Origin of the sequence: Reyranella soli, assembly GCF_007992495.1 — a bacterium.
Classification (GTDB): domain Bacteria; phylum Pseudomonadota; class Alphaproteobacteria; order Reyranellales; family Reyranellaceae; genus Reyranella; species Reyranella soli.
In genome coordinates this window covers 1-24625 of sequence record NZ_BKAJ01000019.1, presented here as the reverse complement: position 1 = coordinate 24625, position 24625 = coordinate 1, and the positions used below count along the sequence as shown (strand labels likewise).

The following is a 24625-nucleotide window of genomic DNA, read 5'->3' as shown; positions in this document are numbered from 1 at the left end:
TACACTGAGCCGGTGAGCTGCAGCAGGTTGATCGCGGCCGTGAACACGCCGATTCCGATCAGGGCGTGGCGACAGCGGGCGAGGGCAGCGGACAGTTCTGAATTCCGCTTTTGGGTGGGTTTTGCCGGTAACATTGAGCGCTAGGTCCTATGTCTCAAAACCACAATTGCGGGCAGTCCTATGTCCAAAAACCACAATTGCGGGCAGCTGACGTCGTACCATTAGACTTACTACTTTCGCCTAATTGCACTGGGCTCGAGCACAAACCTCTGTCCATTGTCCGGATCCTCAAGTTCGACCGCGCGCTGCCTTAGTGGTGCTTTCACTATCTGCATCTCCAGACCGACACTGGCTTGATTGTTGGATAAGCCAACTCCTTGCCCAGCCCAATTTCGGAAAAAGTTGAGGGCGGGGTGCGCGACGAAGTCCGTGTGTGGGAAGTAGTCGCGCGAACAGTGTGGGAGACTGTAGTTGACCTTACGGCTCAACCAGCCCGCCGGTCAGTTTCATATCCACGTTAAACGCCAGCATGAGCGTCAATCTTGTGACCATAGCATTGCAGTTCCGAACCTTTCTGTGGCCTACGCCTCACGAAACTTAGGTAACACATGTCTTGTTCGTGCACGGACCGTTAATGCATGCATTCGGTAGGTTGAGTGGGCCTTTGCCGCGCATCTCTAGCAAGAACGCTGAGATACTTCTTATTCATAAGCGCGCCGATCCGTCCTAGACCTCCTGGTCCAGCCAACTCTTACCTGCGGATGGTTTGACGGACTTGGCGCGCGCCATGCTCTGCTGGGCGTTTCGTTTCGTTCGTCATCCACCAGATGGGGGCCGTGATCGGTGTCTTGGGCGGCGGCATGATCTTCGATATGTTTGGCGCCTACGACCTTGCTGGTGGTCCGGTGTATCACTTGGCATCCTAGCCAGCATCGTACAGATCCCATTCGGCGGTCTCTCTCGTACGCCGTCGGGAGCGCGGCGGGCTGAGCCCCAGTCATGGCTATATGCCTAGCCCGCCACGCCTCGCGGATCGCAGCCGAGCAAGCCGCGCGAAGCTTCTCTCTTCACCCTTTCACCGCCGCTGGAAGGTCGCAATCCAAGCAGGCCATTGTCGCGGACATTGTGTGAGGCGCCGAGCTTCAAGCCATAGGCGGGCTCTGCAGCAGAATGGCCGCGCGCTCGATCAAGCGCATGAAGGCGGCATAGGAAATCCGGTTGCCGGGGCCGGCGATGTCTGTCCGCGATATGCCGACCCCTCTCAGCAGACCATTAAGCTCATACCCTGCATGCCGCGGGTTGTCCGCAATGCAGGTGGCCCACCAAGCCTCGATTACTTGACTCCGCACGATGACGCCAAGGGTCAGTAGTCTGACGGGCGAAGTCAACGCACGTACCACGCGCTATGCGCAAGTAGACGGAGGAAATGGTTCGCCCAGGGGAGACAGGATAGCCGCGCTGCGGAGCCGATCTGGTCAGCCACCAGTCGGCCCGAACTCTGTGCCTGCTCCTAGGGGGATCGCGGTCCAACCGCCGGCTAGCCCTGCCTTTCCGCCCGTGAAATCGATTTGGGCTCCGTCTAGCAGCCGAAAGCTCGGCTACGTCAAGAAAGCCCAGCACGTCGGCGCACGTGCTTTCGAGCGCTGCCGAATCAGGCCGTTCGGCAGTGTTGAACTACCGGCCTCATTGCTAGATGGCCTGTGACGTGAGAGCGGACGCCCACTTTCGGCCGGGCCAGGCGAGCGGTCGGCGGCGAATGCTGGAACGCTGAGCAATCCAACGACCAAAGCCAGTGCTCTCCTTGGCTTTCCCCAGACTGGTCATGATAAGGTAAAACCACTACTGCCTTATGATACAGCGTGCATTATTGCCTATAGCATCGAAGCCGTGGGGCGAAGCTTGGCAAAATCTCATCCCGTACACGTTCATGTCGGCACTCGAATGCGGCAACGGCGAACGGAGCTTGCCATGACGCAATCGAAGTTGGGCGATGCTGTCGGTCTCACCTTTCAGCAGATTCAGAAATACGAGCGCGGCTCCAACCGCATCGGGTCAAGTCGGCTGTATGAGTTCGCCAAGGCTCTTGACGTGCCAGTGTCATTTTTTTTCGACGAGATGCCATCCAACGCGCTGTCGGGTCGACCGATGTCGGGTCGAGGCCGCAAGGGCTTCGGTGAGGCCGGCACGCCGTTCGACCAGGAGAAGGATCCGCTGATCAAGCGCGAGACATTGGAGCTGATGCGCGCATACTACAAGATCCGCGAAGATCGAGTGCGCAAGCGTATCTTCGAAATGGTCAAGGCCGTGGGTGCGGTGAGCCATGCCGCGGCGTTGGGTGGCGGCAAACATCGCAGATCCGCTCACGGCGACTGAGGCAGCGGACTGCCCTGCAATGGGCAAGCTTCTTTTTGCTCGCGGCAACTCTGGCACTGCACAGACCATCACCGATGGCGACACCCGATCGGCGCGGCCGTGCATGTCGATGGCTGTCGGCCGGCACGGGACCGACTGGGCGCAAGTCCCAGCCCAAGGGTTGAGCCTCCCGGGCGCGCGGTAACAGCGTGGTGGAGGCCTATCCCTGCACCATCGCCGCATCGATCTCGATGATTTCGGCATAGATGAGCCGGCTGGGCGCCCGCCGGTTTTCCGCATAGGTCGCGGAAATGTACTCGAACTCCTCGATCAGCAGCCGATACGCATCGGGCGCCGGCGCAGTCGTGAAGGTCACGCTGCCAGCCCACAGGCCGAGGTCCTTTTGGAACAGGGCCTGCCCCTCATAGAGTTGCGTCACGCTTGCCTCGGCTGCTGGTGCATCGTGCCATTCGAGTTCGCCGCCGTCCCGGCAGCCACTTTTGCACGCGCACCTGGGCATGCGTGGGCCGTGTCGGCCGGTCGGGCGCTGGTCCGGCCGGCGGCGGCCCGGTCGGCGCGATACCGCTGATGGCGATCCTGACGTCAGCTCCCGCGGATCGGTGCGACCGCGGGCGCGATCGGTCTGCAGGTTGCCGGTGTCGGTCGCCTCGCTGCGGTCGATATTGATTGCCGCAAAGGCAGGCTGGCCTATCGGCTGTTGTACCGCGTGCACAAGGATGATCAGCGTCGGTGGACTGATCATCCAGTGGCCGCCCTCAACGGCCCGCTTAGCACAAGGGCGATCAGATCGACCGGCATGAGATGCCCGGGCTGCGCGCCGAACACAGCCACTGCCACCGGCCCACGAGCTTGAGATCGTCCGGAGTCAGGTAGCTGCTAAGTGGCACCACCGCGGTGCGCCCCTTTGCCAGGACCACGGTCAGCACGCGCGGTGTCGGATCCCACTCGGGTGGTGTGTCGCCGGGGCCCGCTGGCTCGGCCAGCAAACTTGGCCGCAATCTGTGTGTGGCCCGAAGCAGCTCGTTACTACAGGCGAGACGCCGGTGCTCGACGGCGATGAGTGGCGCCGCTTTGATGACCTCCGTTCTCAGAAGGAGGAGGAGCGGATGAAGCTAACCTCATCAACAATGCAGGATAGTAACCAACGACGCCAGTGCGTCCATAACGACATTGTAACTTCCCACCGCTTCATTACTTATTGGCGGACTGCAAAAACAAAAGGGTTGAGAGATGCTCAATATTAAGTCGATGACCTTTGACAAGCTCCTAGTGACCAAGGGCAAAATCGACACCGAAATTGAACTTCGTTCCGCCAAAGAACGCTCACGATTAATCGAAGCAATAGGCGCGCTTCGGACCGTTTCGGGGGCGAAAACGGCTCCGATCAGCATTGCTCGGCCCCATGCGCTCAAAGGCAAAAAGCTTCCGCCCCTCTACCGCAATCCCAAGAACCGCAAGGAAACTTGGGCAGGACGGGGCAATCGGCCAAGGTGGCTTGTCGCAGCGCTTAAAGGTGGAAAGAAGTTGGAGGCATTTGCCATCAGGTAACTACCTTTTCATCGCTGCTTATGACCTTCGCGTCGCCCTAACCGACGAGGCATTTCTTTCTCGCGAACTTCAGCTCCCACCCGGCCGGAATTGGCCAGTCTATATTCGGCCGGCGTGGTAGCTCTAGCAGTTTGCTGAAGAACCTTTGAGTCGCGTGTATCTGGGACCGATTTGAAGATCTGCCGATCGGCTCGCGAGAAAACCAACGCCGATAAAAGAAAGGTGCGACGATCGCAGCGACGATCTCGGACGCCTTCTGTCCGGCGGCAATTCTCCCCGTTTTTTGCTCGTTCCGCGACAGCCAAGAACGGAATGGCGCACCCTGCAAAGACGACAGCGCCTTCCGTCCCGTCCAGGCCGTTAGCAGAGCGCGGCTGGATACCGCCGTCGCGAGCGATCGATCGCGTTGCGTCCCGTCGCCATCACTTGCCACGGAGGGAGCCCATGTCCGCTCGCGCCGGCCCCTGAACTCACTGACCTGGGTCGACTGAAGCACCTGCAACGGAGGACTGGATGAACACGTGCGCTCTCGACAGCGCTGTGAACGATGAGGCTTGGCGCCGAGCAGACATGAATGGTTCCGTGTCGCGCCCATGAGCGACAGGCGACCGCTTGCCGTGTCATCTGCGCCCGACGTGTCGGGCCTTCGGGGAAAAACTCTGTAGGGGCCCGGCCGGCATCCAAGGTTTTTGCCTCTAATGTTTCCCAACGAGCCCACAACCCTCGCAGGCCCCTCGTGGGCCGCAAGGCGCCGACTAAAACACTGGACGCTCCGGTGTCTAATGTTTTTCGCAACTCTGCGGCGTCCGAATCATTGGACGCCTCGGTGTCCAATAATTCGCCACCCGCGATCTGGGCCGGTCGGGAAAAAACTTTGTAGCAGCCTGGCCGGCATCCAGAGTTTTGGTCGCCAGAATTTTGTTTCGAGTTGCGTAAGCGTCGAAGTATCGGTGCCCTCGCGGGTGCCGCTCGCTCTATGCATCTTGGATCTGTGGTTACGTCGGTCCGTCTGGCTGATCGGGCGCCCAGTGTTGCCACGTACGGCACGTGGCTTCGCTGGGCTCCTGATGAACCGCTATGCACCCAATCCCGGTCTTTGAGCGTTCGCGGCCTGGTCGCTCGTCGCGGAGACTCTGACGGTTCGAGCAGAGCGGCGCGAGGCGCGGACGGATATCGTGATGTCGTTGAAAGCACTGTTGGCACTTGGGCGCGCGGCGGGCCCACGCTGCGCCTGCAAATCGGCCTGGAGGACATCGAGAATCCGAAGGCCGATCTCGCGCGGCGGGGTTCAGGCGGCTCGCGTCCTACACGCCGATTGCGGAGCCCGGCTGAGGGTCGACACTTCATCCCGCCTTGTCGCTGAACGCGGCGGGAAGCGTGGCGAGGAACGACATGACGCGCTGCGTGCGCAGGGGCGGGCGGCGGTCGGAGGTGCGCAGCATCCATAGGGGCTCCGCCGGCGCGCGCCAGGGCGCAAGCACTTCGACGAGCCGGCCGGTGCGCAGGTCTTCGTGGACGAGCCACGCCGGCCCCCAGCCGACGCCGAACCCATTCGCAATCAAGGCGAGCGAAGCGTGCGCGTCGTCGCAAATGTGCTTGGGCTTGGGCGCGACGCGAACGGGTCCTTTGCCGCGCGGGTCGGCGAAGCGCCAGGTCAGGATCTGGCCGCTCGCGGGATTGCGAAAGCCGACGTGGTCATGCGCGGAAAGCTCGTATGGAGTCGCCGGCGCGCCGCGCGCGTTCAGATAGGCGGGCGAGGCGCAAGCGATCCAGGAGAACGTGCAAAGCCGCCGCGCCTGATGGCCGGGCGCGCGGTCGAGGGGGCCTGAGCGGATCGCGACGTCGACGCCTTCCGCCGCCAGATCGAGAATCTCGTTGCGGAATTTGACCTCGATCTCGATTTCCGGCCGCTCCCGCAGGAACGCGGGCAGTCGCGGCAGGATGCAGGCGCGCGCGAACGAGGCGGGGGCGGTCACGCGCACCCGTCCGCTGTCGTCGCGCGCGACTTCGCCGAGCGCGGATTGCACACGGGCGACACTTTCGGCCAGCGTGCGTCCCGCCGCCATCAGCCGGTCGCCCTCTTCGGTCAGCGCCAGCGAATGGGTGGAGCGATGCAAAAGCCGCATCCCGCGCGCCTGTTCGAAGCGGGCGACCGCCTTGGACATCGCCGAGGTGGTCGTCCCCGCCCGCCTCGCGGCTTCGGCGAAGGAGCCCGCCTCGACGACGCGGACGAAGGCGAGGAGACGCGAGAGGTCGGGAGGCAAGGTCGTTGTGGACATTCAGTCCACATAGTCATGGCGACGCGGTCGCTACAAGAGCCGTTCCGAATGGGCCAAATGGGGAGCGTCAGCGCGCAATCTGCGCCGCTGGAAACCGCGGGAAGTCCCATGAACCCCATCGAAATCACCCTGCAAGCCCTCGACGCCGCCGAGCGCGCGATTCCCCCCGGCCAGCCGGTCTATATGCTCAATCTGCTGCGCTACCGCGCGTATGCGCGTTACGAGGGCTTCGACGCCGCACCCTGCTCGGGCCGCGAAGCCTTTCATGAACGCTATAGGCCGGCATTCCGGCGTCTCGCGGCCGGTAAGCCGCTGGTGCGGATGTTCTCCGGGCCGGTCCTGGCGAGCCTCGTCGGCCCGCAAGGCGAACGCTGGGACGAAGCGGCAATCAATGAATACGGCGATTTCGCCGCCTTCCGCTCGATCGTCGACACCGAGACTTACCGGCGCGAAGCCGCCCCGCATCGGCACGCGGCACTCGAGGATTTCCGGCTGTTCGCGCTCGCCAAGGCGATGTGAACGCAAGACCGTTCAACGCTATCGCGAAGACGTTGATCCGCTGGCGTGAATACCAGCTTCGAAGACCGCGAGTCGGCGTTCGTCAGCGACGGAACGGAGCGAGCAGATGCGAGTCGTGGGCGCCTCCGGTGTGCACGATATGGCGACCCGGATTCATAGTGCGACCGTGCTTGAATGCCGGATAACGCGCAGGGTCGGTCCCGAGGACGTCGACGCGGAGGCTCGAGCCCGGCTCGAACAGCGTGCTCGACGCCAGGATCTCGATTTCGACGGGGACGATCTCCGGCGCGCACCTTCTCATCACGAAGATGGGCGTGGATGGGTCGACCCGGCCGGTTCAGTTCCTCGTCGAGGCCACGATGCGAGACGCGCAGCCAACCCTTGCGACGCCGTCCTTCGCATAGCGTTGTAACCGCTGAAACAGACCTCGCGTCCGCCCGCACGCTGTACCGCCACTTTCCGACGCGCGATGAGCTGAACTCGGAAGTGTACCAGCAGGAGGTCACGACGCTGATCGAGGCGGCCAATCAGCTGATCAGCAGGCGAGAACCGGCAGCGGCACTTCGCGAGTGGCGGATGTTGTTCGTTGATTTTCTCGACGCCAAGCACGGCATGGCGGAGGCGATGGATACGCTCATCGGCGGGCCTGAACCCCTCTACAGCAAAACCCCGCACCGCCTCGACGTTCCTATTAGAGTGCTGGTCGCCGGTGAGGTTGAGGCTGGTGTGTTTCGAGACGATATCGAGCTGCACGATTTGCTGCGCGCCTTAGCTGGCGTGGCGCACGTTAGGCCGAGCAAGAGCTGGAAGCGGTCGGCGGTCCGGATGATCGACCTTCTCCTCAACGGCTTGCAGGTCAAACCCAAGGTCAAGGCTGGCGCGCAACGCCCTTAGGCCATTGCGCGAACGAGTAACTCAAGCTGGTTGCGCTCCCGCGATTTGAACCTAGCAACCGTGTTCGACTTATGGCGTGGGGTGCGTCAGAAGACGGCCGACCCTGGTGTGCTGACGGTGTTCTGACTGACGCCAGATCGAAGCCGAATAGCGAGATCTCCCAGGGAAGCGAGCGATCGATGCCGATAGTCGTTAAAACCGTGCAACTGCGGGGATCGTCGAAATTCGTGTTTGAAATCAAGAGCCGGAGATTCTTGCAGGCCGAGGAGACGGTGTTCGACGACGCATTGAAAAAAAGCATCGCTAGATCAACGCGTTACCGTGGCGCGGAACGATGGAGTAGGAGTGAAGGGGAGTACCTCGCTCTTCGAACGGCGCCCATACGCCGGGACCTGTCACAGCTTCAGGAACCGATAGGCGAAGCGATCGGTCTTGCCCTTGATCGAGGGATCGAACGCCTTGATCGTATGCCGATTGGGTTTTTAGAAGCGGCCGGCAGTGCCCCGCGCCGTTATGGTAAGTTCCGACGATCCCGGCTCCTCCGATCGCGTCAACCAGCCAAGCTGGCTGGCCTCCAAAAGGTGACCGGCGGGCCCGATCTCGACCGCGCCTTCGAGGACGTAGACAAAGGCATTATCGGTCGCTGCAAACGAGTGCCGAAACGCACCACCGTTTTCGACCCGCACCTCGAGCATCGTAACAGGAAGACGGTTGAGTGTGGGCGAGATCATACGCCGTAGGCTCCGGAAAAGACCCTGATCTCAACTCCATCCTCGCTCCGGACCAGCAAGGCGCTGTCGCGATGCTCGATTGACCCCTCAATGACGAATGTAACCGTCTCGATGCCGCGATGTGGGTGAAAAGCGAATATCCCCCGGGGCGTCCAATCCTCGGCCATCAGGACGAAGGGATCGGCGAACGCGGCGTCCGGTGCGTCGATCAAACGGCGCGCGCGATGGCCGGCGACTTGCCCGACACGAACTGGGGGGCGTCGATGCGCGCTACTTCTCGAACAAACATCGGTTTGGGGCTGTTCATCCTGAATCCCTCTGAATGAGCGACTAGTTCGCGGACTCAAATGCACGCGGCTCAAATTTAGCTTAGCGTACGATCCGGCGGACGAAGTGCAATTCCACAGCGGATAGAGGGCCGCCGAGCTGTTGCATCGCACCGCCGTCCGCGAGAGAGCCGAGATCGAGCGCGACCAAGCCAGTCGAATCGATAAGTCCGACCACGAGCGCCTTGGCATCGCGATCGTCTCCTGACACGAACAGTACGGTTTTCGGCTTCTGTAGCGAGAAATCCTGTATCCAAGCCATCGGCATATTGCTGATCGACTTCACCAGCCTGGCCCCGGGCGCCATTGCGGCGACGATCTCGCTCGACGTGCGGCCCTCCAACGCGGCAACCGATCTCGCTACGCCGGCGGCGCTGATGTCCGGTTTCTCGCCCTGGTGGGCGTTCGTCCCGTCGACGAGTATGCGGCCGCCCCAGTCGATTCCCTTGAGCGCCTCCGGCGCATCCGCCCAATTCGTGGCGAGGATCACTACATCGCATTCCGCAGCTTCCTGCTTGGATCCTGCGCTGGCGGCCGGACCCAGATCGGCGACGAGCCCCGTCAACGCCTCCGGCCCGCGCGAACTGGACAGGACGACCTCGTGGCCCGCACCGATCAAATGGCGACCGATGGTCGTAGCCATGCGACCGGCGCCGATGAATCCAACTTTCATGACCGTTTCTCCCCGATCAAACGATGACTCAAGCAGCCGCAGCCAACGCAAGCATGGCGGCAAGCAGGTTTGCCTAGATGCCTTCGATGGGCGCAGAGGTCGACATTAGGTCGGCGCCGGGACCTATCAGGGCTTCACGAACCGATAGGCGAAGCGATCGGTCTTGCCCTTGATCGAGGGATCGAACACCTTGATCGCGTGCGAATCGTCCTTGTTCGCGAGCAGGGCGCTTTCCGCGTCCAGGACGAAGCCGGCCGCCTCCACCTCCGCGCGGACGGACGCAGGGTCGATCCGATGCAGCGCCTGGGTGTCGCTCGTGCCCGACCCCGCGGCGGCGGCGTGGTCGACGATGACGTAGCGCCCAGCGGGCTTCAGCCGCTCGTAGACAGCTCGATTGAACTGGGCCGCCGTCGCACCCTTCTTCTGGATCAGCGCGGTGTGGAGATCGTGATAAAACAGGTGCAGCCACACGACATCCGCTGGTTGCGTGGCCTCCGGCATCGCCACGACATCCGCAGAGACGGCTTCGACGTTCTTTCGGCCCGGCTCCTTCGCGAGCGTCCGCATGAGGCCGACCGGATCGTTCTTGAAGTGGGCGACTTCGGCCGGCACGAAGCTGTAGACCCGTCCTTCGGGTCCCACGGTGTCGGAGAAGAGACGGGTCCAGTCGCCGTCGCCCGGGTAAACGTCGATGACGGTGGCGCCCGCATCGACTCGTGCGAACCGGATCAACTCGGATAGCTTGGCTTGGTCGTACATCGGGATCTCCTTTGCGTTGGGCAGTCGACGGCAGCGTTACGCGGGGCCCGGCGCGTCCTTCTGCGCGGCCCGCGCCAGGGCTTGCGTGTCGACATATTCACGGAGCTTCGTCAGCTTGGCGTTTTTAACGGTGATGGCGAAGACCCAATCGTCCTTGAACGTCTTGTTCGTGGCTTTGATTTTCCCCGTCGCGACGCCGACGACGAAGACCCGGTCTCCTTGCGCCGCAAATTCCTGGGCTTCCGTGGACGTTTCGATCGACCTGGAGGCCGTCTCGAGCAAATCCGCCAGCCCGGCATGTCCGTGGCGCGTTCCGGCCAGCGGCCAGTCCTCGCCCGGAATGATCCACTCGAAGTCTTCGGCGACCAGCGCCAATAGACCCTCCTTGTCGCCGCGGCCGATCGCGGCAAAGAAATCCTTCACTATCTGGACGTTCTTCTCGGTGCTCATAGTGTTTCTCCATTTCGCTTGGATCAGATCCTGTCCGATCTACTCCGTGGTTAAGCCCAGCGACCGGCCTCCTCAAAACTAAGGCGAGGATTGCGCGGAAACACGGAAGCTGGATCGCCGTAGCCAATGCTGCAGATAAAGTTCGACTGGATTCGCGTGCCGAAAAAAAAAAGCCTTATCCACGCCGGCGTTGTCGAAGCCCGACATGGGGCCGCAGTCCAGTCCCAACGCCCGCGCAGCGACGATGAGGTAAGCACCTTGCAGCGTCCCGTTCCGCATTGCCGTCACCTCGGCCATCCCCGGGCCCGCAAAGTACTGCTGCATGGCCTGAGCAGCGTGAGGCAGAAGCTTCGGGAGCTCGGCGGCGAAATCCAAATCGTGGCCGATAATGACCGTGACGGGAGCCTTCAGAATTTTTGGCTTATTCAGTTCCGCAGCGAGCCCGGCAAGCTTTGCCTTTCCATCGGCGCTACGCACCCAGACAAAGCGCGCCGGGCTGCAGTTCGCAGATGTTGGGCCCCATTTCATGAGGTCATAGATTTCGCGCACTGTGTCGTCCCCAACGGGACGATCTGCCCAGCTGTTGAAGGTGCGAGCGGAGCGAAAAATCTGATCAAGCGACTGATCGTTTAAAGCGGAAGCCATAGAAAACCCATTAAATGTGACTATCGAACTATTTGATCGCGGTTCATCCGTCGAACTTGATCAGGTCCTTGAAGATCAGCCGACCCCAACTCTTTCCGCGCGCCTGGACGAGCAGCCCGCCTTCCGACAGCCCGCCAAGGTTGATCGGCGAGAAACCGAGGTTTTCCGCGAGCGTGCCGATCTCCGCTGCGGCAGCGTCATCGTCGCTCGCCAGGAACACGACCCTCCTGCCACCATGTACGGCCGGATCCTGGTCAAGGACCCCGGCGAGCAGATGGTTGAAGCCCTTGACCAGTCGTCCATCAGAGAAGGGCTTTGCGACGAACTTGGAAGAAGGCTGTCCTCCCAATTCCTCGGGGGGCACCCCGTAGGCATTGGTCACATCAACGATGGTCTTTCCCTTCCAGGTGGGCAGTACCTTCGCGACATCGGGGTGCGCCTCGAAACGGACGGCCAAAAAGATGATGTCCGCCTTGACGGCCTCCGCCAGTGTTTTGGGAATGATCGTGGGTCCGATCGCGGCCGCATCGGCTGCAAAGCTTTTCGGGTCGCGCGTGGTCGCGACCGACACTTCGATGCCCTTGCGGGCAAACGCCTTGGCGAGAGCGTGGCCAATCTTGCCGAAGCCGATAATTGCATAGCTCATAGTGCTTCTCCGATCTTGTGTGAACGCCGGGGGTCAGACCTGCGCCATGCCTCCATCGACGGCGAGATCCACGCCGGTGACATATGAACTTTGATCGGAAGCAAGGAACGCGACTGCTGCCGCGATTTCCTCGGGCATGCCTCTGCGACCCATTGGGATCTGCGTGGTGAACTGTGCGGCGGCTTGCTGGGCTTGCTCAGCGGTAAGGCCCGTCGTCGTCGCTAAGGCAGGGGTATCGATTGGACCGGGGCTCATCGCATTGACGCGGATTTTGCGGTCTTTCAGCTCCAGCGTCCAAGCGCGCGCAAAGTTGCGCACAGCCGCCTTGCTCGCGGCGTAGGCGCTAAACCCTGGAACCCCCAACACGTTCGACACTGAAGAGGTCAGGATAATCGAGCCGCCGTCTTTGAAGAGGGGGAGGGCCTTCTGCACCGTAAAGAACACTCCCTTTACGTTCACGTCGAACGTCTGGTCGAAATGTGCCTCGGTAGCCACCGCGAGCGGTGCGATTGTCCCCGCGCCCGCGTTCGCGAAGAGAATGTCGATGTGACCATGTTTCTCTTTCACGACGGCATAGAGCCGGTCCAGATCGTCCAAGCGCGACACGTCGCCCACGACCGTCGTAACGTTTCTTTTGATGAGGCTTGCGGCCTCCTTCAGCTCTTTCTCTCGTCGCCCGGTGATCACGACGTGCGCACCTTCCTCGACGAAGCGCTGGGCCGTGGCCAACCCGATCCCGCTGCTGCCGCCCGTGACGACTGCAACCTTGCCTTCTAGTGTTTTCATGATCTTTCTCCTTCGTTGTGCGGGCACGGCAGGAGGGCCGCGCCAGGGTCAGAATCAGAGTTGCGCCAGGCCGCCGTCGACGGCGACCTCGCTGGCCGTCATGAAGCTGCTGTCGTCCGACGCGAGGAAGGCAGCCGCCGCCCCGAGCTCAGCCGGATCCCCCATGCGCTGGAGCGCAGTCATCGCGCCGTAGGCCTTCAGGCCTTCCTCGCCCAGCGCTGTCGCAGCGAGTTCGGTCGCCACCGCCCCGGGCGTCAGCACGTTTACGCGGATGCCGGTGCCCTTCAGGTCCTCCGCCCAGGTCCGCGCAAGGTTGCGCACGGCCGCCTTGCTCGCGCTGTAGGCGGTGAATGCCGGGGCGCCCGTGGTGCCGGCGCTCGATCCGGTCAGGATGATCGAACCGCCGTTACCCATCAGCGGCAGCGCCTTCTGGACCGTGAAGATCGTACCCTTCACGTTGACGTCGAAGGTTTCATCGATGTGCTTGGCGGTGATCTCGCCGAGCTTTAGCTGGCTTCCCACTCCGGCATTGGCGAAGACGATGTCGAGGGTGCCGCGCTCGGCCTTCACCGCCGCGTAGAGACGGTCGAGGTCGGCCTCGTCCGAGACCGAGCCCTTCACCGCGCGGGTATTGGGCCCAAGGTCGGCCACGGCGGCGTCGAGCGCTTCCTGCCGGCGGCCGAAGATGAAGACGAAGGCGCCCTCCTCGATGAAGCGCTTTGCCGCGGCGAGGCCGATACCGGTAGCGCCGCCGGTGATCACGGCGGTCTTTCCATTCAGTCTGGTCATGACGTGCATCCTTCGCCGGCTTCCGCCCTGGTCATTCGGGAACGCCCCCGAGACCTGCAACATGGGTCTGCCCGGTCAGGCGTTGAGTGCGGAAGCACGCACATCGGTGGTGCGAAATCGATCCGGTACGGCCGTTAACGGAGCCCCGACGATAAGGTTCCGCCGTTTGGAATGGGGCCGCGCGCATCGACAGGTGTTAAGATGGCCGCCCTGTACTGCTGTACGATGAGTTAGGGCTTTTGGAAGGGAGTTAGGGCTTTGGAAGGCGCACCCCCCGGTGCTGGATTGCACCATGATCGACTGGGATGACGTTCGCTACTTTCTAGCCGCCGCGCGCGGAGGCTCAGCGCGAGCTGCCGCCGGGCGCCTCGGGGTGAATCACTCGACCGTGCTGCGACGCATCGCCCAACTCGAGGAACGCCTCGGGGCGCTGATGTTCGAAAAGCTGCCTTCGGGCTACCGCCTCACGGCCGCGGGCGAGGAGGTCCTCGAGCTCGCGAACCAGATGGAAGCGTCGTCGCATCAGCTGGAGACGCGCGTCTTCGGTCGCGACCAGAGCGTGCGCGGGCTTCTGCGGGTGACGCTGGCGCCGCCCGTCGCGACACACCTGCTCATGCCGGACTTCGCCGATTTCGCGCGTCTGCATCCGGACATCGAGATGGAAATCGTGTCGTCCGGCGAGCTGGCAAATCTGACCAACCGAGAGGCCGACGTCGCGATCCGCGTCGTCTACGACCGCAAAACCGTGCCGCTCAATCTTCATGGTCTGAAGGGACCGGAACTGTTCGGCGGCGTCTACATGTCCTGCGATCGACTAGCCGCGTGGCGTGCGGGCGTGCCTGACCCGATCCGGTGGATCGTCATAAGCATTCATGGAGTCCCGGACTGGGCCAGCGAGGGTGAGGTTCGCACCACGGGGGTGCCATTCAGGACCACGGACGCCGAGGCGCAGATCGTTGCCGCACGGCAAGGGCTCGGGATCACGACACTGCCGTGTTTCGTCGGTGATGCCGATCCGCTACTGGTGAGGGTGCCGGGCACCGACCTGCACATGTACGGTACGCTCTGGCTTCTCACACAGGGGGAGACACGCAAGACGAAGCGCGTGCGGCTCTTCACTGAGTTCGTATCCCGCAGGCTCGCCGCGTACGCTCCGCTTCTCGCGGGGCTGTCCATATCGCGCGACTGACGCCCGGCAAGTCGCCGGCGCCGCTTGCCGTAAGCCGTCGGAAGCCGAGCTGCGATCGCTCCAAGCGACATCGCGGTCAATCCCTCGCGCTGCTGACGGTAGTCTTCGGCTATACCGGCGGTGTGGCGTTGCCAGTGGATTCGAGAAAAGTAGACCGATCGATATTGATAGTCGCTGAAAGAGGAGATTTTCTGGAACGATCAAATTCCTCTTTGAATTCAAAAGCCATGCGTATCAGACGCGTTCGTCGGCGCGCCGCATGACCACCGTGGGGCCATCAACGGGCCATTGCCTTATGGCCCATGCGGAATGGCAGAGAGTGACTGGAGGCAGGTCCGAAAATGTTCAAACGGGGGATCTGTCCCTTCCAAAGGAGTTTGCGAACGAATCTATTCAGAGACGGAACGTCAAAAAGGGGGAGCTCGCCAAGCGCGCGCGCGACCAGAAAAATCTGGCGCTTGCATTGAGGCGCGGTGGCCGGCGGCGCCACTTCCTGATAGCCCGATGCTCTAAATGAACGCGTTGGTCCAATCGAGATGAACGCCGTGCCCTTCCTGCGTCGCATTCCCGCCCGCGTGCTCGGGATGGGCGTGCAGCCCGAGCACGTGAAGACCGGGGCGGCGTAACCGGCTGACTACACGAGCCAGTTGTGGCCCGACTGGCTGGTAAAGTCGAGTTGCACGACGAGGTCGTTGAAGTCACGGTCGCCGCCACCCCTGAGATCTTCCCAGCCCCAGGTATTGAGGCCGTAGCTCCACAGATGGCCGACATGTTGGCCGGCAACCACTTCGTTGCCTTGGGAGAATCCCCAGAAAGTGTCGCCGGTCGTGTGGTTGACGAGCTTCATGGCGACCAGGTTGCCGGCATCGATGTTGGCGAGGCCAGCCTGAAGGAACTCGCCATATCCCGGCCCATTGATCGAGGTTCCGCCGCCGACCAAGTGATAGGCACGCGCCTGCGCGGCCTCGGCATAGCCGGCGTCACCCGGTTGCCGGCCGGCGATCGAGCCGGAGAGATCGTCGACGCGGTAGAATGTCAGCGACAGGCTGTCCTCGCCGTTCTGGCGCAGGCGAACGATGGCGGTCGCATCATCGCGTCCGCCGGCGGTCTCGGCCACTGCAACAGGCCGCGCCACGCGGACCGCGCCGCTGCTCGACAGGAAATCGGCAAAGCCGAAGTCGGCGGTCAGCGTTCCCTGGACCGCCTGCGCCGAGGTCGAATTGATCGACACTCCGAGGTGCTCGTCCTGCGACAGGTGCGTCTGCATCGCCACACCCAGACCCTGCTTGTCGTAGAGGCGCACGAGATCGGCGTCGAAGTCGGACTGCAGCGATTGCTGGGCGAAGCGGCTGGTCCAGGCATAGGCGCCCGAGGCCGGACTGGAGAAGCTGCTGTTCTCCGATCCCAGCGTGAGGTCGCCCCGCGCACCATGCGCCGACATGGCCTGGAACATGAGGCTTTGCTCGGCGCCGCTTCTCCAGCCTCCCTGGTCGTCGAGATCGAGCATGTCGGGGCTGCTGTCATGCATCTGCGAATGGCCGATCGCCGTCAGGGCGCGCGCCAGCAGCGTGCCGTTGGGAGAGCCCAGTCCCGTCGTCAGGTCGTAGCCGGGACCCGCGTGGTAGCCGTAGCCGGTGAGCGTGATCTGGGTCCCGTCATTGTCGATCGGCCCGCCATACAGGAATGACATGACGTTGTTGCCGTAGGTGATGTCGTTGAACGACGCCGGCGCGACGGCTGCTGCCGTGTAGATCAGGTCGTTGGCGTAGCCGAGGTTGGGAAGCCCCTGGTCATGGAAGATGGCGTCGATCTGGGCGATCAGCGACGCCCATAGCGGGGTCGCGGCGCTGGTGCCCCAGTAGCCGCCGGACGGTGTCGGCCCCGGCGACATGTCCCAGTTCGGGCCGGCATAAAGCATATTGCCACCCGAGTTGGCGGAGACGTCGGGCGTCCCGCGGCCCGTCCCGCCTCCCGGATTCACCGTTGTCGGGGTGAGTCCGAAGGCGGCCTGGTACGACGGCGTTGCCTGAGTGGTGTCGACGCCGCCGTCACCCATGCCGAAGCTCGGCTGCAAGCTGTTTCCTGTGAGGGTGAGGGAGTTCCACACCGATTCGAGGAAGGTCTTCTCGGCGGCGTCGGCTTCGACGTTGTGCGGCAGCACCGTCAGCCCGCCCTGCACGAGCCGCCAGATCGTCGCCAGGTCGCCGGCCATCGCCAGGCCATAGAGCGCCTGCGACGGGTACGGCGTCGTCGAGATCGTGGAATCCAGCGGCGCCGAAGCGAAGGTGGAGAGAGACGTGCCGCCGATCGACAGCAGGTAGGGCGAACTTACGTTGATCGCCTGATTCGCCAGGCCGTTGGCGAAGTTCCAGCCCGATCCCCAGTCGTTGTTGGCCTCGACCATCGTGATGTTGCGCAAGGCGGCATCGATGGGTTGTTCGCCTGGTCCCAGAAAGACGCCTGGAACGCGGTGTAGGCGTTCGATTGGGCGATGCCGCCATTGAAGCCCGATCCGGAGTAGAGACCGATCCTGCTGCCCGGGGTGGCCGAGATGACGACGCCGACGTCGAGCGATCGTTCGCCGGGGTTGCCCCACTCGTAGCTCTGGCCGTTGTGTGCCACGACATAGTAGTCGCCCGGGGTCGAGTAGCCGGCGTTGTGGCGAAAGCTGTTGAAGCCTTCGGTGAATGTATAATGAGAGCCCGCGGGAATCGCATCGCCAATGCCCGGCTCGACCAGCCCGATCGTCGCAGTCGGCGTGTCGATGCCGGCAAGCGGAAAGTTGTAGTATCGGTCGGCGATGTCGCCGGCGTAGTTCGTGACCGACTGGCCGGTGTTGTAGAGATTGTTGCCGATGCTGAGCGGCCCTTGGGGCGGCGTGACCCGTGCCCCACCCGACGTGTCGGACACGGCAGGGTAGGTGCCCCAGATCGGCCAGGTGTCGAACCACACGCCCTTGACGTTCAGGCCGTCCGGTACCGATAGGCCGCCGTCCCAGTAGTACAGCGTCCCCTGCTGCTGCTCGGAATAGGCCTGGTGCCAGGGCGTGCCGAAGAACGTGTCGAACTGCGTTGCTGTGAGCTGCACCCAGATGGTGCGGGACTCCTGCGAGGTGACGTAGCCGCCGCTGCCGGTGGCGTCACCGATGACCGTGATGCCCAGGCCGTTCAGCGCCGTCATGGTGTTGGTGTAGTCGGCCGACGAGGCGCCGTAGGTCGACCACAGCGTGCCGTTGTCCTCGAGCTGCTGCAGCGTCGTCTGGCGCGTAGCCCAGTCGCCGGCGAGAAGCGCTGTCGGATCGTTGGCGCGCGGCAGCACCAAGGCGACATTGACCGTCGGCGCGGCCGTTACGGGGCCCGTGAACTGATATGCATCCGTTACGCTCGTTGCTGTCGTCGTGCCGTGGCTGGTGAAGTCGAGGTACGATGAATGGTCAAGCGGATTAGCCATTGGTGCGAACTCACGCGTTAGCGGTACTGTTCACAGGTTAGATCATGCGGGTGACCACGGTGCCAATTCGCTATGTGCGCCTCGACCATGTGCATGGTCGAGGAAACTAGTTCGGCGTCCGGCGGTTGCTTCGCGTGCTGCGCTGCCGCCCTGGCATGACGGACCGCCAATGCGAGCGACGCGCCGGGATCGGCCAGGAGCTTGTCCGTGGCCGCGTCGGTGAGCTTGCCGCCGGCGAAGCGATTTTGCGCCTGGGCCATCTTGATCTCGGGCTTGTTGACCGGGCGGCCGTCGAGGAACACCAGGATCTGGCGCAGCTGGTACGGCGCGCGCGCCGTGCCCAGCAGGCTGCCCGCGGCGGCGAAGATCGCGATCGGTTTGGCGGCGTTGCCTGGGGGCAGCATGATGGTTGGAAGTTGTGCTAGGTCTCCGACGGTGTTTTGTGATGTCCGCCGAGCACCGCCCGCATGATTGACGATGCACCAAATCGACCGATTGTTGTCGATAGTCGCTGCATCGTCGCCGAGTTCGAATCGCACGAATTCACCGTTAGAATCAGCAGCGAGAATTTTCGACAGTCCGGCGGTCGGTTTCCGAGCGCATCGAAAAAAATTGAGATGAGAATTCGGCGCGTTACGATGACCGGAAATAGAAGAGTAGGAGGAAGTACCAAAGGGCTGGAGCAACGTGCCGTCGGCGAACGACATGTCGGTGGCAGTCATCACACGCGGCGAAGCGCCCAGCGCGTCTGGTCTAGCCCTTCGCGGCAGGTGCCGGCGGCACCGGCAGGATGATCTCGGAAGCGACCTTCCAGTCCTCCCCGACGCGAAGCCAATTGATGATCATCAGAAACGGCCTGGGTCTACCATCCTGTCCCGCATATGAAACCGTGATGTTCATCGGCACGTAGGACTCCGCTACGTCGCGCGTCAGGCCGACGACCTTGAGCTTCGAATAATCCGGCTCGAGCACGACCGGACCGGAGCTGCCGATGTCACGCAGCTTTTGATCGATGATCTCGTTGCCCCAGAAGCCGGCCCAGTTCCCCTCGGACGGGATCGCGCTCTTCGCCACCAGCAGCGTCGAGGGCGATTGCCAGAACATCCCATGCAGAGCCGTGAAATCGTGCTTGTTGGCCAAGTCCATGAGCCTGCCGAACTGCGCCTTGATCGTGTCGAGGGTCGCGGCATCCAGCGGCTCGGCGCTGACGGCGGGAGCAGCCGCGGCAGCCACGGTCGAAAGAGCCGTGGCGGTGAGGGCGGCAAGAAGTGTCTTGTACATGTCGGAGTTCGCTTCCAGGTTCGGCCGAAGACGTCGTCAGGACGTTCTAGATTGCACATTCGCGCAGCAAGGTCGTGATCCGCGCATCGAGATTGCGGGCGACGGCAAGTGCTTCCGGGCTGCCATACGGCAGCAGATAGCTCTCCATTTTGTCGTAGGAGACGTGGACGCCATCGGGACGTTCATCGATGAGGATTGTGACTGGAGCGTACGATCCGGCATCGGGTACGTGCTTGACCATTTCCTTCATGATGAGTGGATTGCCCACCAGGAACCGCATGCTCTTGGGCGTCGCGGCACCGGATTCGCGACGCAGAACGGCGCCCAGGTCGAATTCCGCGAAGAGCATGAAACCCGTGCGGCCGAGCCCGCTTTGCACGATGCGCTCCAGATCCGGGAAGGAACTTGCCGCCCTCGTCGCCTTGAAGAATTCGACCATGTCAGGCTGCCCGACTGCCGACTTGAGCGCGGCCACAACGGTGGCGAGTGGTCGCGAGCTCGTAAGGCTGAAACGTTCCACCGCGACTTTTGCAATTGTCATTTTGTCCTCCGCAACAACTCTCGTGGATCAAGTGCGTCCGATCGCATCGGCGCGCGCCGAGGCTCAGGCAGCCGGCGGCTGCGTATCCAGGAAGGTCCGGACGTGGCTGACGAATGTCTCGTGATGCTGGAACAGGGCGCCGTGCCCGGAATCGGGATAGAGGATCAGCTGAGCGTTGCTGAGTTCCTTGAACATTGCGTAGGCGTTGCTCGCGGGCAGCATGGTGTCGTGGCTGCCGCTGGCCACGAGAGTGGGCTGGCGGATGGCGTGCAGAAGGGCGTGCTCGGGATCGGGCGTGGCGCACCAGGTGATCAGCGCCTTGGCCTGCGGATCGGTGACCGGTCTTCCGTTGTCGGTGTCTCGGTCGTTCTTGCGCACCTTCGTTCGCTTCAGGAACGCCAGGCCGGCCGACCGGCTGGCGGACGACTTCGTGAAGAACAGCGGCAGACGCGGGTCCGGCGCATCGGTTTGGGAAAACGCCTCCTGGAGAACCGCCAGCAGGTGTTCCTCTCCGCCTTTCGGCGCCGTGCCGACGAGGATGAGCTTGCGGACCAGCCGTCCGTGCTCGGCAGCGATCTGCTGGGCTATGCAGCCGCCGAGGGAAAAGCCCAGCAGATCGACTTCGGCGAGGCCGAGCAGGTCGATGAAGTCGACGGCGTCGCGTGCCATCGCTGCGACATTGTCGGGCGTTCGACCGGTCGAGCGGCCGACGCCGGCGTTATCGAAGGCGATCACGGGGCGATCGGCGGCGAGGGCGTTGACGACGGCGGGATCCCACGCATCGATGTTGCCCGAGAAGTGCTGCAGGAGAACCAGCGGCGTTCCGGTCGACAGGCCGAGCCGGCGATAGGCGAAGCGGATTCCAGGGCCTTCGATGTAACGGGTGGGTGCCGTTTCAAGCGTGATGGCGTCGTGGCTCGCGACGTCGAGTTCGGTCATGTCATCCTCCGGATGCTTGGCGTGAAACAATCGGTTTGGGGGGATCCGGTGTGCGGCCGGGACGCGCTCCCGGCACGAAGGTGCCGGGAGCGGTCTTGTCACTCCGCGAGCGCGGCCTTTTCGATCACCTCGGCCACTTCCTTCGCATGAACGACCAGCGAAGCATGGCTGCCGGCGACTTCCGTCGTCTGGGCCTTCATCCTTGATGCGAAGAACTTCTGGGCCTCTGGCGCGATCACCTTGTCCTTGGTGCTGATCACGTAGAACGTCGGCTTGTCGCGCCAGGCGGCCGTGTCGACCGGTGCCTCGAACGCCGTGTGGTTCAACGGAAGCTGATGGCTTGCCAGGGATTCGGCGAACTGCAGCGGAAGGTCGGCCGCGACCGCCGAAGGGAACACCTTGGGGTCGATGTTGAGGTTGCCCTTGGCATCAGGATGAATCGCCGCGGCGCCTTCGGTTGCCGGACCGCTTCTGGCGAGGGCCGCCAGGGATTGTCCCACGTCGGGCGCGAAAGCGGAGACGTAGACGAGCGCCGAGACCTTGGGATCGTTGCCGGCTTCCGTGATGACCACGCCGCCCCAGGAGTGGCCGACGAGAACGGTCTTGCCGTTCTGCTTCGCCAGCGCCTGTCTGGTGGCATCGACGTCGGCGGCAAGGGAGGTGAGGGGATTTTCGACGAGCGTGACATTGTAGCCCTTCTTCGTGAGGAAGTCGGCAACCGGCTGCCAGCTCGTCTGGTCGACGAAAGCGCCATGGACCAGCACGATATTGTGAGCCGCCCCCTTGGGCAGGTCAGCCGACTGGGCGAGGGCGGCAGATGCCGCGCCGGCCATGAGGACGGCGGCGGTTGAGAAGAGAATGTTTCGCATTGATGGCTCCTGTGGGGATGACGGACGACCCGAGGTCGGGGGGGGGCAGGCGCTTCGGCAAAGTCGCGGTCCTTCCATCTGCCGCTTTGAAAAATGGATGACCGCACGATGCGTCCGCTCGCCTCGGCAGGAGCTAGTACCGAGGTTCCTCGGACGGTAGGACCCAATCGTCCAAGTATTGTGTCGGATCGTCCGCAAGGTTAGCATCGCCGCCATGGACATCCTCGCCGAAGTGCTCGACCGCGTTCGCCTGGGCGGGACGCTGCTCTTCCACTTCGAGCTCGGCCATCCGTGGAACCTGGCGCTGCCGCAACGCCCCTACGCCCTGTTCCACTATCTCAGTCGTGGCTCGGCGACCCTCGCGCTCGAACAGGGACACGAGCTCCGCATGACCGCGGGCGACTTTGTCGTCGTCTCGCGCGGTGAGCCCCATAAGATCTATTCGGATCGCCGGACGAGACCGTTTTCGGTTCTCGATCTCGATCGATCGTCCGCGCATCGTGGCGTCGTTCGTCACGGCGGCAGCGGGCAGCCTTGTTCTACGATGATCTGCGGCAACTTCACCGTGGCGCGGCCCTCGCGCGGTAGCGTGTTGGAATTGCTTCCGCCCGTTCTTCTTCTGAAGCCGTCGGAGGACGGTGAGTGGCTCGAGGCGATCCTGCGACGCATGGTGAGCGAGTCGGCGCGTGCGCTTCCCGGCCAGGGCGTCGCGCTTTCACGACTGACGGAAGTGCTCTTCGTCGAGGTGCTGCGGAGCTGGATCAAGTCTCTCGGTCCCGGTGAAGGGGGGTGGCTGGGGGCGATGGCGGACCCGCACATCGGGCCGGCACTTCAGTTGATCCACGAACGACCGGATCGGCCTTGGACCCTCGACGAGCTCGGGCAGCGCGTGGGGCTGGGTCGCTCGGCGTTTTCGGCCCGCTTCACCAGGCTCGTCGGCCAGTCCATGTACCGTTATCTGATCGCGCGCCGGATGTCGGAGGCCGCGTTCTTGCTCGAAACAAGCGACGAGGGGATTGCACGGATTGCGACCTCCGTCGGCTATGAGACCACTGCCGCGTTTTCGAAGCTGTTCCGTCGACATCACGGCCTTTCGCCTGGCCGTTATCGAGCAACGCGACGCTCTGACGGCGGCCGAAGGCAAGGGGACGTTCTGGAAGCAGAAGCCGCCGATTGACCGTGACCAAGCTCCGCCTTGCGACCAGCGACCGCATTGGCGAGGACGTCATCAGGTTGACATACGTTCCTGCTTGATCGCGCCGCTCGGGCTACGACCCGCGCCTCAGGATGACAAAGAACACCTCATGATTCGTCTCGACAACATCAGCAAGCAGCACGGCCATCAGATCCTGTTCATCGACGCGTCGATGGGCATCCAGAAGGGAGAGAAGGTGGGACTCGTCGGGCCCAATGGCGCCGGCAAGACGACGCTCTTCCGCATGATCGCCGGCGAGGAGCAGCCCGACGACGGCCAGGTGACGATCGATCCCGGCATGACGATCGGCTATTTCAGCCAGGATGTCGGCGAGATGTCGGGCAAGAGCGCGGTCGCGGCGGTGATGGATGGCGTCGGGCCGGTGAGCGAGCTTGCCGCCGAGATGGCCCGGCTCGAGGCCGCGATGGTCGATCCAGACCAGGCCGGCGACATGGACGCCATCGTCGAGCGCTATGGCGAGGTGCAGGGGCGCTTCGAGGAGCTGGATGGCTATGCGCTGGATGCCCGGGCGCGCGAGGTGCTGGCGGGCTTGAGCTTCAGCCAGGAACGCATGGACGGCGACGTCGGCCTGCTCTCCGGCGGCTGGAAGATGCGCGTGGCGCTCGCCCGCATCCTGCTGATGCGGCCCGACGGCATGCTGCTGGACGAGCCGAGCAACCATCTCGACCTCGAAAGCCTGATCTGGCTGGAGGATTTCCTCAAGAAATATGACGGCGCGTTGCTGATGACGTCGCATGACCGCGAGTTCATGAACCGCATCATCGGCAAGGTCGTGGAGATCGACGGCGGCTCGCTCACCACCTACTCGGGCAACTTCGATTTCTACGAGCAGCAGCGCGCGCTGTTCGAGAAGCAGCGCCAGGCGCAGTTCGAGCGCCAGCAGGCGATGCTCGCCAAGGAGATGAAGTTCATCGAGCGCTTCAAGGCGCGGGCGTCGCACGCCGCCCAGGTCCAGAGCCGGGTTAAGAAGCTCGACAAGATCGAGAAGGTGGAACCGCCCCGGCGCCGCCAGGCCGTCCAGTTCGAGTTCCGCGCTCCGCCGCGCTCGGGCGACGACGTGGCGAGCTTCAGGAACGTCCACAAGGGCTATGGCGACCAGCCGATCTATGCCGGGCTCGATCTCCGGGTGCGCCGCAAGGAACGGTGGTGCGTGCTCGGCGCCAACGGCGCGGGGAAATCCACCCTGCTGAAGCTGGTGGCGGGCGCGACCGAGCCGGACGAGGGCACCGTGACCTTGGGCAGCAGCGTCAGGATGGGCTATTTCGCCCAGCACTCCATGGAGCTGCTGGACGGCGACGATACGGTTTTCGAATCGCTGGACGGGTCGTTCCCGCAGGCCGGGCAGGGAGTGCTGCGCTCGCTGGCCGGCTGCTTCGGCTTCTCCGGTGACGATGTCGAGAAGCCCTGCCGTGTGCTGTCGGGCGGCGAGAAGGCTCGCCTGGTCATGGCAAAGATGCTGTTCGACCCGCCGAACTTCCTGGTTCTCGACGAACCGACGAACCATCTGGACATGGCGACGAAGGAGATGCTGGTCGCCGCCCTGGCGGAATTCGAGGGCACCATGCTGTTCGTCTCGCATGACCGCCACTTCCTGGCCGCGCTCTCGAATCGAGTCCTGGAACTGACACCCGACGGCGTTCATCAGTACGGCGGCGGCTACACGGAATATGTGGCGCGGACGGGCCAGGAGGCGCCGGGCCTTCATCCAGGCGCTTAGTCATA

At 63.1% G+C, this 24625-nt stretch carries 25 protein-coding genes and 1 pseudogene; 8 read left to right on the top strand and 18 right to left on the bottom strand.

Annotated features, from left to right (window positions below; translation table 11 throughout):
* The first annotated feature begins 1941 nt into the window (after nucleotides 1–1941).
* A complete protein-coding gene (locus tag RSO01_RS05585) occupies nucleotides 1942–2373 on the top strand; it encodes a helix-turn-helix domain-containing protein (protein WP_147147048.1) in 432 nt (143 codons plus the stop codon).
* 199 nt (nucleotides 2374–2572) lie between these two features.
* Here RSO01_RS05585 and RSO01_RS05580 read toward each other — a convergent pair whose 3' ends face one another.
* Nucleotides 2573–3115, bottom strand: coding sequence for a hypothetical protein (locus tag RSO01_RS05580; RefSeq protein ID WP_147147046.1), 543 nt, complete (start codon nucleotides 3113–3115; stop codon nucleotides 2573–2575).
* A 506-nt stretch (nucleotides 3116–3621) separates the two neighbouring features.
* Between RSO01_RS05580 and RSO01_RS05575 the strand changes: the two genes are divergently transcribed.
* Entirely contained in the window at nucleotides 3622–3921 is a 300-nt protein-coding gene (locus RSO01_RS05575) for an H-NS histone family protein (RefSeq protein ID WP_170302860.1), read from the top strand.
* A 1343-nt stretch (nucleotides 3922–5264) separates the two neighbouring features.
* Here the strand turns inward: RSO01_RS05575 and RSO01_RS05570 are convergent.
* Complete coding sequence (locus RSO01_RS05570; protein ID WP_147147042.1) at nucleotides 5265–6200, bottom strand: LysR family transcriptional regulator; 936 nt, start codon at nucleotides 6198–6200, stop codon at nucleotides 5265–5267.
* 108 nt (nucleotides 6201–6308) lie between these two features.
* Here RSO01_RS05570 and RSO01_RS05565 point away from each other — a divergent pair, with 108 nt between their 5' ends.
* Nucleotides 6309–6719, top strand: coding sequence for a hypothetical protein (locus tag RSO01_RS05565; protein ID WP_147147040.1), 411 nt, complete (start codon nucleotides 6309–6311; stop codon nucleotides 6717–6719).
* Between the two features lie 82 nt (nucleotides 6720–6801).
* Here RSO01_RS05565 and RSO01_RS49830 read toward each other — a convergent pair whose 3' ends face one another.
* Complete coding sequence (locus tag RSO01_RS49830) at nucleotides 6802–7020, bottom strand: CocE/NonD family hydrolase C-terminal non-catalytic domain-containing protein (RefSeq protein ID WP_147147038.1); 219 nt, start codon at nucleotides 7018–7020, stop codon at nucleotides 6802–6804.
* An 80-nt stretch (nucleotides 7021–7100) separates the two neighbouring features.
* Between RSO01_RS49830 and RSO01_RS05555 the strand changes: the two genes are divergently transcribed.
* Nucleotides 7101–7613: a TetR/AcrR family transcriptional regulator gene (locus tag RSO01_RS05555; RefSeq protein ID WP_147147036.1), complete on the top strand. Its 513-nt coding sequence runs from the start codon at nucleotides 7101–7103 to the stop codon at nucleotides 7611–7613.
* Between the two features lie 179 nt (nucleotides 7614–7792).
* On the top strand, nucleotides 7793–8353 hold the full coding sequence (locus RSO01_RS48885; protein WP_246158112.1) for a hypothetical protein: 561 nt from the start codon (nucleotides 7793–7795) through the stop codon (nucleotides 8351–8353).
* Here the strand turns inward: RSO01_RS48885 and RSO01_RS48400 are convergent.
* From RSO01_RS48400 to RSO01_RS05510, 8 genes and pseudogenes are all read right to left on the bottom strand, one after another.
* Nucleotides 8341–8556 (bottom strand): pirin family protein, encoded by a 216-nt coding sequence (locus tag RSO01_RS48400; RefSeq protein ID WP_246158109.1) that lies wholly within the window; start codon nucleotides 8554–8556, stop codon nucleotides 8341–8343. The two genes, RSO01_RS48885 and RSO01_RS48400, sit on opposite strands and share 13 nt — an antisense overlap.
* A 157-nt stretch (nucleotides 8557–8713) precedes the next feature.
* A complete protein-coding gene (locus RSO01_RS05540; protein ID WP_147147034.1) occupies nucleotides 8714–9343 on the bottom strand; it encodes an NADPH-dependent F420 reductase in 630 nt (209 codons plus the stop codon).
* A gap of 126 nt (nucleotides 9344–9469) precedes the next feature.
* Complete coding sequence (locus RSO01_RS05535; protein ID WP_147147032.1) at nucleotides 9470–10102, bottom strand: class I SAM-dependent methyltransferase; 633 nt, start codon at nucleotides 10100–10102, stop codon at nucleotides 9470–9472.
* Nucleotides 10103–10138: 36 nt separating this feature from the next.
* Nucleotides 10139–10552, bottom strand: coding sequence for a nuclear transport factor 2 family protein (locus RSO01_RS05530; RefSeq protein ID WP_147147030.1), 414 nt, complete (start codon nucleotides 10550–10552; stop codon nucleotides 10139–10141).
* Nucleotides 10553–10602: 50 nt separating this feature from the next.
* Nucleotides 10603–11197: pseudogene (locus RSO01_RS05525) on the bottom strand (malonic semialdehyde reductase).
* Between the two features lie 43 nt (nucleotides 11198–11240).
* Complete coding sequence (locus RSO01_RS05520; RefSeq protein WP_147147028.1) at nucleotides 11241–11843, bottom strand: NADPH-dependent F420 reductase; 603 nt, start codon at nucleotides 11841–11843, stop codon at nucleotides 11241–11243.
* A 33-nt stretch (nucleotides 11844–11876) separates the two neighbouring features.
* Nucleotides 11877–12629: an SDR family NAD(P)-dependent oxidoreductase gene (locus RSO01_RS05515; RefSeq protein WP_147147025.1), complete on the bottom strand. Its 753-nt coding sequence runs from the start codon at nucleotides 12627–12629 to the stop codon at nucleotides 11877–11879.
* 54 nt (nucleotides 12630–12683) lie between these two features.
* Complete coding sequence (locus RSO01_RS05510) at nucleotides 12684–13418, bottom strand: SDR family NAD(P)-dependent oxidoreductase (protein ID WP_147147021.1); 735 nt, start codon at nucleotides 13416–13418, stop codon at nucleotides 12684–12686.
* A gap of 292 nt (nucleotides 13419–13710) precedes the next feature.
* Between RSO01_RS05510 and RSO01_RS05505 the strand changes: the two genes are divergently transcribed.
* A complete protein-coding gene (locus RSO01_RS05505; RefSeq protein WP_147147019.1) occupies nucleotides 13711–14607 on the top strand; it encodes a LysR family transcriptional regulator in 897 nt (298 codons plus the stop codon).
* A 634-nt stretch (nucleotides 14608–15241) separates the two neighbouring features.
* On the opposite strand, the gene RSO01_RS05500 is transcribed toward RSO01_RS05505, so the two are convergent.
* The 7 genes from RSO01_RS05500 to RSO01_RS05470 all read right to left on the bottom strand — a co-directional run bounded on the left by RSO01_RS05500 (nucleotide 15242) and on the right by RSO01_RS05470 (nucleotide 21687).
* Complete coding sequence (locus RSO01_RS05500; RefSeq protein ID WP_147147017.1) at nucleotides 15242–17026, bottom strand: DUF4114 domain-containing protein; 1785 nt, start codon at nucleotides 17024–17026, stop codon at nucleotides 15242–15244.
* Nucleotides 16936–18057 carry a S8/S53 family peptidase gene (locus RSO01_RS05495; protein ID WP_147147015.1) on the bottom strand — a complete coding sequence of 374 codons (1122 nt, stop codon included), beginning with the start codon at nucleotides 18055–18057 and terminating at the stop codon, nucleotides 16936–16938. Before RSO01_RS05495 ends, RSO01_RS05500 begins: the two co-directional genes overlap by 91 nt.
* Before the next feature lie 17 nt (nucleotides 18058–18074).
* Nucleotides 18075–18779: an NADPH-dependent FMN reductase gene (locus RSO01_RS05490; RefSeq protein ID WP_147147013.1), complete on the bottom strand. Its 705-nt coding sequence runs from the start codon at nucleotides 18777–18779 to the stop codon at nucleotides 18075–18077.
* A gap of 31 nt (nucleotides 18780–18810) precedes the next feature.
* A complete protein-coding gene (locus RSO01_RS05485) occupies nucleotides 18811–19338 on the bottom strand; it encodes a hypothetical protein (RefSeq protein ID WP_147147011.1) in 528 nt (175 codons plus the stop codon).
* A 46-nt stretch (nucleotides 19339–19384) separates the two neighbouring features.
* The gene (locus tag RSO01_RS05480; RefSeq protein WP_147147010.1) at nucleotides 19385–19879 is read right to left on the bottom strand and encodes a DUF302 domain-containing protein; all 495 of its coding nucleotides are present in this window, start codon (nucleotides 19877–19879) and stop codon (nucleotides 19385–19387) included.
* 63 nt (nucleotides 19880–19942) lie between these two features.
* Nucleotides 19943–20818 (bottom strand): alpha/beta fold hydrolase, encoded by an 876-nt coding sequence (locus RSO01_RS05475; RefSeq protein WP_147147008.1) that lies wholly within the window; start codon nucleotides 20816–20818, stop codon nucleotides 19943–19945.
* A gap of 98 nt (nucleotides 20819–20916) precedes the next feature.
* The gene (locus RSO01_RS05470; protein ID WP_147147006.1) at nucleotides 20917–21687 is read right to left on the bottom strand and encodes an alpha/beta fold hydrolase; all 771 of its coding nucleotides are present in this window, start codon (nucleotides 21685–21687) and stop codon (nucleotides 20917–20919) included.
* A gap of 214 nt (nucleotides 21688–21901) precedes the next feature.
* On the opposite strand from RSO01_RS05470, the gene RSO01_RS05465 reads away from it, so the two are divergent.
* Nucleotides 21902–22864, top strand: coding sequence for an AraC family transcriptional regulator (locus tag RSO01_RS05465; protein ID WP_147147004.1), 963 nt, complete (start codon nucleotides 21902–21904; stop codon nucleotides 22862–22864).
* A gap of 127 nt (nucleotides 22865–22991) precedes the next feature.
* Nucleotides 22992–24620 carry an ABC-F family ATP-binding cassette domain-containing protein gene (locus RSO01_RS05460; protein WP_147147002.1) on the top strand — a complete coding sequence of 543 codons (1629 nt, stop codon included), beginning with the start codon at nucleotides 22992–22994 and terminating at the stop codon, nucleotides 24618–24620.
* Nucleotides 24621–24625 lie beyond the last annotated feature (5 nt).

Excerpts from the sequence above, each read along its gene's own strand:
- RSO01_RS05585 (WP_147147048.1), top strand. The coding sequence starts at position 1,942 with ATGCGGCAACGGCGAACGGAGCTTGCCATGACGCAATCGAAGTTGGGC.
- RSO01_RS05580 (WP_147147046.1), bottom strand. The coding sequence starts at position 3,115 with ATGATCAGTCCACCGACGCTGATCATCCTTGTGCACGCGGTACAACAG.
- RSO01_RS05575 (WP_170302860.1), top strand. The coding sequence starts at position 3,622 with ATGACCTTTGACAAGCTCCTAGTGACCAAGGGCAAAATCGACACCGAA.
- RSO01_RS05570 (WP_147147042.1), bottom strand. The coding sequence starts at position 6,200 with ATGTCCACAACGACCTTGCCTCCCGACCTCTCGCGTCTCCTCGCCTTC.
- RSO01_RS05565 (WP_147147040.1), top strand. The coding sequence starts at position 6,309 with ATGAACCCCATCGAAATCACCCTGCAAGCCCTCGACGCCGCCGAGCGC.
- RSO01_RS49830 (WP_147147038.1), bottom strand. The coding sequence starts at position 7,020 with ATGAGAAGGTGCGCGCCGGAGATCGTCCCCGTCGAAATCGAGATCCTG.
- RSO01_RS48885 (WP_246158112.1), top strand. The coding sequence starts at position 7,793 with ATGCCGATAGTCGTTAAAACCGTGCAACTGCGGGGATCGTCGAAATTC.
- RSO01_RS05540 (WP_147147034.1), bottom strand. The coding sequence starts at position 9,343 with ATGAAAGTTGGATTCATCGGCGCCGGTCGCATGGCTACGACCATCGGT.
- RSO01_RS05535 (WP_147147032.1), bottom strand. The coding sequence starts at position 10,102 with ATGTACGACCAAGCCAAGCTATCCGAGTTGATCCGGTTCGCACGAGTC.
- RSO01_RS05530 (WP_147147030.1), bottom strand. The coding sequence starts at position 10,552 with ATGAGCACCGAGAAGAACGTCCAGATAGTGAAGGATTTCTTTGCCGCG.
- RSO01_RS05520 (WP_147147028.1), bottom strand. The coding sequence starts at position 11,843 with ATGAGCTATGCAATTATCGGCTTCGGCAAGATTGGCCACGCTCTCGCC.
- RSO01_RS05515 (WP_147147025.1), bottom strand. The coding sequence starts at position 12,629 with ATGAAAACACTAGAAGGCAAGGTTGCAGTCGTCACGGGCGGCAGCAGC.
- RSO01_RS05510 (WP_147147021.1), bottom strand. The coding sequence starts at position 13,418 with ATGACCAGACTGAATGGAAAGACCGCCGTGATCACCGGCGGCGCTACC.
- RSO01_RS05505 (WP_147147019.1), top strand. The coding sequence starts at position 13,711 with ATGATCGACTGGGATGACGTTCGCTACTTTCTAGCCGCCGCGCGCGGA.
- RSO01_RS05495 (WP_147147015.1), bottom strand. The coding sequence starts at position 18,057 with ATGGCTAATCCGCTTGACCATTCATCGTACCTCGACTTCACCAGCCAC.
- RSO01_RS05490 (WP_147147013.1), bottom strand. The coding sequence starts at position 18,779 with ATGACTGCCACCGACATGTCGTTCGCCGACGGCACGTTGCTCCAGCCC.
- RSO01_RS05485 (WP_147147011.1), bottom strand. The coding sequence starts at position 19,338 with ATGTACAAGACACTTCTTGCCGCCCTCACCGCCACGGCTCTTTCGACC.
- RSO01_RS05480 (WP_147147010.1), bottom strand. The coding sequence starts at position 19,879 with ATGACAATTGCAAAAGTCGCGGTGGAACGTTTCAGCCTTACGAGCTCG.
- RSO01_RS05475 (WP_147147008.1), bottom strand. The coding sequence starts at position 20,818 with ATGACCGAACTCGACGTCGCGAGCCACGACGCCATCACGCTTGAAACG.
- RSO01_RS05470 (WP_147147006.1), bottom strand. The coding sequence starts at position 21,687 with ATGCGAAACATTCTCTTCTCAACCGCCGCCGTCCTCATGGCCGGCGCG.
- RSO01_RS05465 (WP_147147004.1), top strand. The coding sequence starts at position 21,902 with ATGGACATCCTCGCCGAAGTGCTCGACCGCGTTCGCCTGGGCGGGACG.
- RSO01_RS05460 (WP_147147002.1), top strand. The coding sequence starts at position 22,992 with ATGATTCGTCTCGACAACATCAGCAAGCAGCACGGCCATCAGATCCTG.